Origin of the sequence: Rhodospirillum sp. A1_3_36 (assembly GCF_047263945.1) — a bacterium.
Lineage (GTDB): Bacteria > Pseudomonadota > Alphaproteobacteria > Rhodospirillales > Rhodospirillaceae > Rhodospirillum.
In genome coordinates, this window is sequence record NZ_JBLAVB010000045.1 from 1 (window position 1) to 8,701 (window position 8,701).

The following is an 8,701-nucleotide window of genomic DNA, read 5'->3' on the forward strand; positions in this document are numbered from 1 at the left end:
TTCGCAGAGCCGTAAATCAGAAGCCCCAGCATCATCCGGGGATGATAGCGCGGCTGGCCAACGGCCCGATGGCTGATCTTGAAAGCATCCAAGCTCACCCGGTCCACAGCCGCGATCACGAAATGGGCCAAATCGTCCTCCGGGACCCAATCGTTCAGACTGGGCGGCAGCAGGAATAGTCGATTTTGGTTGATTTTTCATGCTTTTGCAATGTGTGATAATATCAGAGCGGGGGAAAATTCGACAGTCTGCTAGGAATTTTTTTTATGTATCAACGTTCTAAACTTCGGCTGAAGCCATCGTTTGGGTCGATGCGCGAGGGGATGTCGGTCCTGGCGAGGCCAGATTAATATTTTTGTATCATGTAACTTTTTCTGATCCCAGAGAAGTGAAGACAGCGAAGTGTTTCAAGAATTGTTGACTCCTCCATTCCCTGCTTATGACCCCGGTTGACAGGGCGCCGCTCCCGGGGAAGTCTCCTCGACGACATGGTGAAGCAGGGAAATGGAGAGGTGGCCCGATATGATCAAGTCGGCGAAACGAGAGGGTTTTCTGGTGGTGACCGCCGTCCTGGTCGGTCTTGTCCTTCCCAACTCTGCTTGGGCGGAGTTGGGCAAGGATCGCTGTGTCGTCGGGATCGATGTCGGCCACTCTATCGAACAACCCGGGGCGACTTCCGCCCGGGGGCGCCCCGAGTGGGCCTTTAATCGGCGTCTCGCGGGGGAGGTCGCCCAGACCATCAATACCACCGGTATGGCTTCGGCCTTTCTGATCAATGGCGAGGGAGAGACCCTCTCGCTTGCCGAACGGCCCAGGCGCGCCAAGATGGGAGGGGCGGGTCTCTTCCTTTCCATCCACCATGATTCCGCTCAGCCCCAATTCCTCAAGCCCTGGCGTCACGACGGTAAGGAGGGGTTGACCGCAGACGGGATCCACGGGTATTCCATCTTCGTTTCCAGAACCGGGAGTCATCCAGAGGAAAGCTTGCGGTTCGCCCAGGGGCTGGCCGGGGCTTTGCGGGCGACGGGATATACCCCAACCCTGCATCACGCCGAGCCGATCAAGGGGGAAAACCGAGAGCTGATCGACCGGGACAGGGGCATTTATCGCTTCGACGAACTGGCGGTCCTGAGAACGGCAGAGCTGCCCGCTCTGCTGTTCGAGGCTGGAGTTATCGTTAATCGCAACGAGGAAGTCCTGCTGGACACCGCCGAGTATCGGGCTGGATTGATCGATGCCTTGACCCAGGCTGTCCTTGACTATTGCGCCTTGAACGGGTGACCCTGGTTCGTTGATGAACGATCCCCTGGCTTTCCACGTCCCGGACCGGACCAGACCTTCGCCCAGCGTCGTCTAGACATCGAGCAGATCCTACTCCATCGTGATCCAGTTTCACTCTAGAAATTCACTGCGTCACCGCCCTTGAGAGAGAGCATCGCGCGGCCTCCTCCGGCGAGGCAATCTCCAGACCCAGTCCCTCGACTTGTGAGTTTTAGAAAGAGCCTTGACAGGGGCTCGTCTGTTTTGGGCGATTGCCCAAGCCCATTTGGGGGCAATGCCCCCAAACCCCTATTTTTTTTTATCAATAAGTATCTGGGGCCTTTCGGCCCCAGTGGGGGCAAAGCCCTCGTGATGGGAGAAGCCTCCTTGTCGTGTGTCCCGCCGTTTTCTTGCTCTTGGGCCTGCTTGTGCAGGGCTATTGGGGTTGGAGCATGACAGCCATGGCGTCGAAGGCGGCCCGGGCATAGGGGGTCACCCGGGGGGGGATCTGGCTGGGGTGGATATCCGGTCCCAGGATACCGACACCCACTGGCTTCATGAACTCCAGTTGCAGATCGATAATCGCCTTTAACGCACTTTGGGCCATGACCAGACCATGGGCGGTCTCGCCCCGCTCGATGATCCCCAGGACGACGGCTCCTTCGATATCCTCGCGCAGCAACAGGCGTTTGAGGGCAAGGGGCTTTTCCATGGATCCCGGCACCCAAACCTCCGCCACGATGGTCAAGCCCCGCTCGCGGGCCCCCTCGCGGACGGTCTCCAACATCGCTTCCCCCTCTTTGCGGTGGAAGCTTCCAATCACGACAGCAAAGCCTGTCATCTGGTGAAATCCTTTGTTTCTAGAACCTGTTACGTGAATCACATTTCACGCGACAGGGTCTTGGTCTCGAAGATACTCTAATGTGGTGAATGGTCTTCTAAAGATGTAATTACACGTTTAGCAGAAGAAACTCCCTCTCCCAGCTGGAGACCACATGTTGATAGGCATCCCATTCCGCCCATTTGACGGAGGTGAAGACCTTGACAAAGTCGTGGCCGAACAGGTCGTGCAGGGGTTTGGCTCGACCAAATCTGTCTATGGCGTCGGGAAGGTGGCGGGGCAGGTTGTGCGCCCGGGTGTAAGCGCTTCCGGTGATCGGGTTGCTGGGCTCAATCTCTTCGACCATCCCCAGATAACCGCAGGCCAGTGATGCGGCAAAGGCCAGATAGGGGTTGACGTCCGCGCCTGACAGGCGGTTTTCCACCCGTCGTCCAGACTTGTCCGAATAGGGCACCCGCAGCGAGACGGTGCGGTTGTCATAGCCCCAATGCATGTTGATCGGCGCGTCCTGGTCTGGCAGGAACCGGCGATAGCTGTTCACGTTGGGCGCCAGCATCAGCATGCATTGGGGCAGGTACTTCTGAAGGCCGCCGATATGCCAGCGGAACAGGTCGCTGTCCTCGCCCCCCTTCTTGGACAGGATATTCTTGCCCGTCAGAGCATCTTCAATGCTTTGGTGCAGGTGCATGGCACTGCCCGGCTGGCCCTCCAGGGGTTTGGCCATGAAGGTGGCGTAGACTCCGTGGCGCAGGGCCGCCTGACGGACCGTCCGCTTGAACAGGAAGACCTGGTCGGCGAGGTCGAGGGCATCGCCATGTTCGAAGTTGATCTCCATCTGCGCCGATCCGGACTCGTGGTGCAGGGTATCCACGTCGAGATTCTGCTCTTCGGCATAGTCATAGACGTCTTCGAACAGGGGATCGAATTCGTTCACCGCGTCGATACCGTAGGCCTGACGCCCGATCTCCGCCCGACCCGATCGGCCGATTGGCGGCTCCAGGGGGTAGTCCGGATCCGCATTGATGCGGACGAGGTAGAATTCAAGCTCTGGCGCGACCACCGGTTTCCAGCCTTTCTCCTTATAGAGGGCGAGGACGTTGCGCAGGACTTGCCGGGGAGCGCAATGGACCTCTCCGCCCTCACGGTAGAAGCAGTCACTAATGACCTGAGCGGTGGGTTCTTCGTACCAGGGAACGGTCCTTACGGTTGTTGGATCCGGGTGCAGATAGACGTCCGAATCCGATATGCCGATGGGATCGTCCTCGGGGTATTCGCCAGTTACCGTCTGGGTGAATACAGATTCGGGTAGGCGAAGGCCCCGATCCCTTAGACTCTTAAGGAATTTACGGGCGGGGAGGATCTTGCCCCGGGCGATGCCCGACAGGTCAGGGACGAGGCATTCCACTTCCGTGACGCCGCGATCCTTGATCCAACGCTCCAATTCGTCGACCGTCGATGGGTCCGTTTTGCTCATGGGGTCTTCCATGTTGTTCAATGAAAAGGAGGAAGAGGCCTCTTCCTCCTCATGCCAAGCGACGCGGGTTGAAACCCACGCCGCTTTTCTTACGTTCAAACGCCAGGCGGGCTTTTACGCGCCATAAGGAGCGGCGGCCACTTGGCCGCTTCCAAGGTGCGGTCAGTCAAACTCACCGCACCTTGGTATCAGATGTCGTCCAATCGCCCCGGGGAAGTGATTCGTGGCGGCTATTATAGAGCATTCAGCGGAAAAGTGGGGGCCGAAGGGAACGCGGAGCGGACAACCGGCTTTCCGCTCCGCTCGATGCACGAAGCATATGAGTCTAAGGGGAGGGCTCTAAGGGCGAAGAGAGGAACCACCGAACCGGTCTCTGGGATAGTGACGGACCATGGCACAGATGGAGAGCCGTCTCCGACCAATGACGACCCGTTGGGGGGGCGTCTCCGTTGCCGAAATAAGGCGAGTCCGTGAGGAGGCAGCGAGATGAGCATGTTTCTTTCTATACATCAAAAAGACCCTTCTATCTATAGGCGTGTACTGTTTTTGATTTTTTGATCCTTTCGTCTATATATTCCCCTGCGTGGTCGGAATATGGTATGCTCCTGGAGTCTTTATTCTCTGCCAAGTTTTGGCGCTATATGAGCTCGGAATATGTGCTTGGAGTGAGGGGCGACAGGCCCTTTCGTTCCATTCCCCATATGGATAGCGTGCGTCGTGACCGTTTCTGACGGTCGTCTGGGATGGCCAGAGCGACGGCCCATGGACGGATAGGTGTATGACCGCCAACAAACAGAGTAGCGATGACCTTGATAACCGTAGGGAGCAGGTCAAAAAGTATAGAGCCCAATGGCGTAAGTTGGAGGAAGAAAGAAAGAGACGAAGGAGGCAAGATTTTATTCGAAGTGTAAAGCTATTTTTTATTGTTACTGGTGTGGTCGTCGCCGCTGTTGCGGTGTTTATTCTGTTTAGTGGGGCCTGGAGTATTGTGAATCCGATTATAAATAGAGGCTAGATCGGATGGAATGGGGAGAGGTGATCGGCTTTACCTTTCCCAAATTTGTTGATTTGGACTATAACTGACAAGCGGGCTTGGAATTGAAGGTCTTGAGATACTGAAGGAATCTTAAAAATAAGCTGGGTAGGGTGACATGAGTGCTGGTTGGACAGAAAAGTGCCGCGTTGGGATCAAAGCGATCGATGACGACCATAAGGGCTTGTTCGACTTGGTTGCGGCCCTGGAAGAGCAATATCTCGAAGGCTCCCATGTGGAGCAGGTTCGGGCAACCGTTCATGCTCTTAACCTCTATGTCACCGAGCATTTCGAACGGGAAGAGCGCTTTATGCGCAGGGCCAACTTTCCTGGATATCAGGCCCACCGCCGAATCCACGAGGAATTTAGGGCTCTTGTTCGGGCGTTGATCGCGCTGCATGAAAAAGACCCGGATCTCGTGGATCTGGAAAAGGTGACAGTTTTTCTCGATCGCTGGATTCGGGACCATATCCTGGTCAAGGATATGCAGTACGTGCCCTATCTCAACGGTGAGGCACAACATGAGGAGGGAGAACTTCGGGTTGACCACTCTCAGGATGTCACCTTGCGGGTTCCTTTGGAAAAAATTGACGCACTCAACCGATTTGCGGCCTTGATGCGGGAGGGTGGCGAAATCGCCGATGCTCTAGAGCAGGCGCTTGTGATTCACGAGCGGGAGCATGAACGTAAACTGGCGAACAAGGCTCGAAAATTGTTTTCCGTGACCGGATGAAGAGCTCTAGAACCGGTGGTGGCCTTAAAATTCCGCAAGCGTTACAATGTTGACCTTGAGCCCGGGATTCCTTGGGTTTTAGGGCCAAAGAGCCGAGACTGAATTCTCTGTCTATGAACACAAAAGGATATATGGCCTTGATCCCCATGGGATCAGGACATAGAACGGAGCCAATCCCCATTGTTGGAGGGAGGCTCGGAATGGAGGCGTTTGGAATGCATCGGGGACCTCCGTCGATCTTGGAAGTTAGACCATGGATCTAGGTACGATCATTGGCGTCATTGCAGGATTGGTCATCGTTTGCGTGGCTATTCTGTTGGGGTCTGATTTCGGAATCTTTGTCAACATACCCAGTCTGCTGATCGTGTTCGGCGGAACCTTTGCTGTGACTTTGATCAAGTTCAACCTTAAAGATGTCCTGGGCTGTTTCAAGCTGGCCATAGGTATTGCCTTTAAGAATAGCAAAAGCGATCCAGAATACTTGGTCAATACCGCTATTGAAATGGCGACAGCTGTTCGCAAGAACGGTCTACGTGCCTTGGAGAATTTTAAGGTCGAGAATGACACCTTCCAGCGGGGGGCCGGTCTATGCGCTGACGGCCATGGCGCCGACGTGATTCGCGAGACCCTGACAAAGGAAGTGAACTTGACCATTCTGCGCCAGGAGAAGGCAGAAAAAATGTTCCGGGGGATCGGAGAATCCGCCCCTGCTTTCGGTATGCTGGGGACCCTGGTGGGGTTGGTTCAGATGTTGTCGAACATGAGCGACGTGAATACCATCGGCCCGGCCATGGCGGTTGCTCTTCTGACCACCTTTTATGGCGCGCTGATTGCCAATGCCGTGGCACTCCCCATCGCGGATAAATTGGCGGAGAAAACGGAAAACGACCAAGTGAACTTGGATTTGATCATGAATGCTGTTTTGCAGATTCATGCGAACCAAAACCCCATGGTTCTGGCGGAGATCCTGCAGATCTATTTGCCCGCCGCCGGGGGTGGCAAAAGTAAGAAGAAGGCGGTCTAGGCGATGGGTAAGAAAGCGCCTCAGGGTGCTCCCATGTGGATGACCACTTTTGCGGACTTGATGAGTCTGCTTCTGACTTTTTTCATTTTGCTTTTGTCTTTTGCAGAAATGGACGTTGTCAAATATCGCCAGCTTGCCGGTGCGATGAAGGAAGCCTTTGGCGCCGCCAAAGAAGACAAGCTGACCGGCATGATCGAAGTCGATGGCGTGCTGGGTCGTAAGCAGTCCATGAACAAGGATCCGACGAGAGAATCCATGCCGGTTTTCAGCGAGCTTCGTCCCGAGGTTAAAGCCGAAACGGATGGGGAGGGGCAGGAAGCTTCAGCCTGGGGGGAGATGCCCACCCTCAGTCAGGAAGAGCTGGAAAAGCAGGAGGAAGTGGTCAAGCAACGCAAGACCCGAGAGCTTTATGAAAAGCTTAAGAGTGAATTGAAAGATGAAGAGGCTGGATCAGGGATTCAAGTCCAGCGCATGAATGGGGAAGTGGTGATCTCCTTTCCATCAGATATCTCCTTTCCCTCGGGAAGTAGTACGCTCACCTCCCAGTTCGCGCAGATCATTGATCGGATTGTTCCCGCCGTGAAGTCGACGGATGGAGAGATCTTTGTGTCTGGCCATACCGATGACGTTCCTTTGGCTGGAGGGGGGCAATATCAGTCAAACTGGGATCTATCGGCCGCTCGCGCAACAGGGGTGGTTCATCGCCTTTTGGAGCATGGTATCAATCCCAAGAGGATAACCATCCAGGGATTCGGAGACAGCCGACCCATTGCGGATAATGGAACGGTGGAGGGGCGTTCGAAGAACAGGCGGGTGGAGATTTCCATCGTCGCCTTGAAACCTCAGCTCGACGCCATGGGGAACGAAGTAAAGGCTGAGGCGGGTCCATCCGAGCCGTGATGTGGGCGGGTCTGACCAATACGTCTCGGTCGTCCATACCGGCCTTCCACGTTTCCCAATCTGGAACGGGCCAATGGCAAAATAACCTGTTGGAAGCGGCCAAGTGGCCTCCGCGCCTTATGGCGCGTAAAAGCCCGCTTGGCGTTTGAACGCAAGAAAAGCGGCGTGGGTTTCAACCCGTGCCGCTTGGTATTACTTGCCCGATGGGAACGAACTGAACGTAGTGATTGTCGGTGGAAAGGACGTTTATCCTTATGACATCCTTTCTGAATTTGAGGACGGCGATTCCTTCGAAGACTATGGCGTCGACCTCTGTTCAGTGATCATGACTTGCCCTGGTAGGAAGGCACTGGTGGCCCGCGCTACTCCTCTCGCCAGGGCATGATAGGCACGCTGCTCACCGAATGTTTGGGGCTGCCATCGATGAGTTTGTCGCTGATCACCAGATAGATCAGAACGTTCCGTTTTTTATCGAGGAACCGGTGAACGGCCATTTTCTTGAACAAAATTGACCGACGTTCGGAGAAAACCGTCTCGCCCGGGTCGAAGTCTTCCAGGATTTTGATGGGGCCAATTTGGCGGCAGGCGATCGAACTATCCGAAGGGTCCTCCGCTAAGCCGACCATACCCGACAAACCCCCTGTGCGAGGTCTGGTGAGATGGCAGGTCACGCCAGAGACTTTTGGGTCGTCAAAGGCTTCGATGCAAATTTTGTGGTCGGGGCCCAGGACCTTGAAGACCGTGGAAACGCAGCCGATTTCCTCCGCACCTGCTCGAGGTGCAGATGCCAGGGGTAAGGCCACCACGAGGCCCAGGGCCAATGCTGTCCAGCGCGTCATATCAATCCCATTTTCAACGGTTCTGTCCGGCCCCTGACGTGGGGAAGGGCCGCAGCAAAGGTGTCCTGATGTGGCGCTTAAGGCAAGAAAAAAGGCTGTTTTTTGTGCATCGAGGGGAAAGGGGGCACCGGTTTTCCGGTTCATGCCAGGGTGCACGACAATAGGTATTTTCCAGTCACGGGGTTTTGCCCTGTCCCCCACAGGGGCCGAAAGGCCCCCGATCCCGCCGATCCCGCGCATGCGCTAAGGGGTTCACGTTTCTCTGTGCCGCTCCGAAGTTAAATAATACGGTGTTTTACTCCGTCATCCCCGCGTACGCAGTAATAGCGGAGTAAAAAACATTGGATCCAAATAAAGAATCGTGCATCCCTTAGCGCGCACGCAGGGATGATGACAAAAGAGTTTTTCCGTAGCCTGTTGGATCGTAATTGCTCACGGGGTTGGCGAAATCGGTTGGCTGACGGCCTGGTTTGTGATTCAACCTTTGTATGAAAACGCCCCGGACATATCGACTTAGCGAAGCGGAGAAAGACGCCTTGCTGCTTGAGCAGGCGGTGCTGATTGAGCATTTATCGGCCCGGGTGACGGAACTTGAAG

General features: G+C 55.3%; 7 protein-coding genes. 4 read left to right on the forward strand and 3 right to left on the reverse strand.

Going from position 1 to position 8,701, the window contains the following annotated elements:
- The first annotated feature begins 522 nt into the window (after positions 1–522).
- On the forward strand, positions 523–1,281 hold the full coding sequence (locus ACLIRY_RS26160; protein ID WP_413208367.1) for an N-acetylmuramoyl-L-alanine amidase family protein: 759 nt from the start codon (positions 523–525) through the stop codon (positions 1,279–1,281).
- 415 nt (positions 1,282–1,696) lie between these two features.
- Here the strand turns inward: ACLIRY_RS26160 and ACLIRY_RS26165 are convergent, their stop codons facing one another.
- Both ACLIRY_RS26165 and ACLIRY_RS26170 read right to left on the reverse strand, forming a co-directional pair.
- Positions 1,697–2,101 (reverse strand): 6,7-dimethyl-8-ribityllumazine synthase, encoded by a 405-nt coding sequence (locus ACLIRY_RS26165; RefSeq protein ID WP_413208368.1) that lies wholly within the window; start codon positions 2,099–2,101, stop codon positions 1,697–1,699.
- 109 nt (positions 2,102–2,210) lie between these two features.
- Entirely contained in the window at positions 2,211–3,575 is a 1,365-nt protein-coding gene (locus ACLIRY_RS26170) for a glutamine synthetase family protein (RefSeq protein WP_413208369.1), read from the reverse strand.
- Positions 3,576–4,726: 1,151 nt separating this feature from the next.
- Between ACLIRY_RS26170 and ACLIRY_RS26175 the strand changes: the two genes are divergently transcribed.
- The 3 genes from ACLIRY_RS26175 to ACLIRY_RS26185 all read left to right on the forward strand — a co-directional run bounded on the left by ACLIRY_RS26175 (position 4,727) and on the right by ACLIRY_RS26185 (position 7,265).
- Entirely contained in the window at positions 4,727–5,341 is a 615-nt protein-coding gene (locus ACLIRY_RS26175) for a bacteriohemerythrin (protein ID WP_413208370.1), read from the forward strand.
- Positions 5,342–5,594: 253 nt separating this feature from the next.
- The gene (locus tag ACLIRY_RS26180; protein WP_413208371.1) at positions 5,595–6,365 is read left to right on the forward strand and encodes a MotA/TolQ/ExbB proton channel family protein; all 771 of its coding nucleotides are present in this window, start codon (positions 5,595–5,597) and stop codon (positions 6,363–6,365) included.
- 3 nt (positions 6,366–6,368) lie between these two features.
- Positions 6,369–7,265 carry an OmpA family protein gene (locus ACLIRY_RS26185; protein WP_413208372.1) on the forward strand — a complete coding sequence of 299 codons (897 nt, stop codon included), beginning with the start codon at positions 6,369–6,371 and terminating at the stop codon, positions 7,263–7,265.
- Between the two features lie 362 nt (positions 7,266–7,627).
- Here ACLIRY_RS26185 and ACLIRY_RS26190 read toward each other — a convergent pair whose 3' ends face one another.
- Positions 7,628–8,104 carry a CreA family protein gene (locus ACLIRY_RS26190; protein ID WP_413208373.1) on the reverse strand — a complete coding sequence of 159 codons (477 nt, stop codon included), beginning with the start codon at positions 8,102–8,104 and terminating at the stop codon, positions 7,628–7,630.
- Positions 8,105–8,701 lie beyond the last annotated feature (597 nt).

Excerpts from the sequence above, each read along its gene's own strand:
- ACLIRY_RS26160 (WP_413208367.1), top strand. The coding sequence starts at position 523 with ATGATCAAGTCGGCGAAACGAGAGGGTTTTCTGGTGGTGACCGCCGTC.
- ACLIRY_RS26165 (WP_413208368.1), bottom strand. The coding sequence starts at position 2,101 with ATGACAGGCTTTGCTGTCGTGATTGGAAGCTTCCACCGCAAAGAGGGG.
- ACLIRY_RS26170 (WP_413208369.1), bottom strand. The coding sequence starts at position 3,575 with ATGAGCAAAACGGACCCATCGACGGTCGACGAATTGGAGCGTTGGATC.
- ACLIRY_RS26175 (WP_413208370.1), top strand. The coding sequence starts at position 4,727 with ATGAGTGCTGGTTGGACAGAAAAGTGCCGCGTTGGGATCAAAGCGATC.
- ACLIRY_RS26180 (WP_413208371.1), top strand. The coding sequence starts at position 5,595 with ATGGATCTAGGTACGATCATTGGCGTCATTGCAGGATTGGTCATCGTT.
- ACLIRY_RS26185 (WP_413208372.1), top strand. The coding sequence starts at position 6,369 with ATGGGTAAGAAAGCGCCTCAGGGTGCTCCCATGTGGATGACCACTTTT.
- ACLIRY_RS26190 (WP_413208373.1), bottom strand. The coding sequence starts at position 8,104 with ATGACGCGCTGGACAGCATTGGCCCTGGGCCTCGTGGTGGCCTTACCC.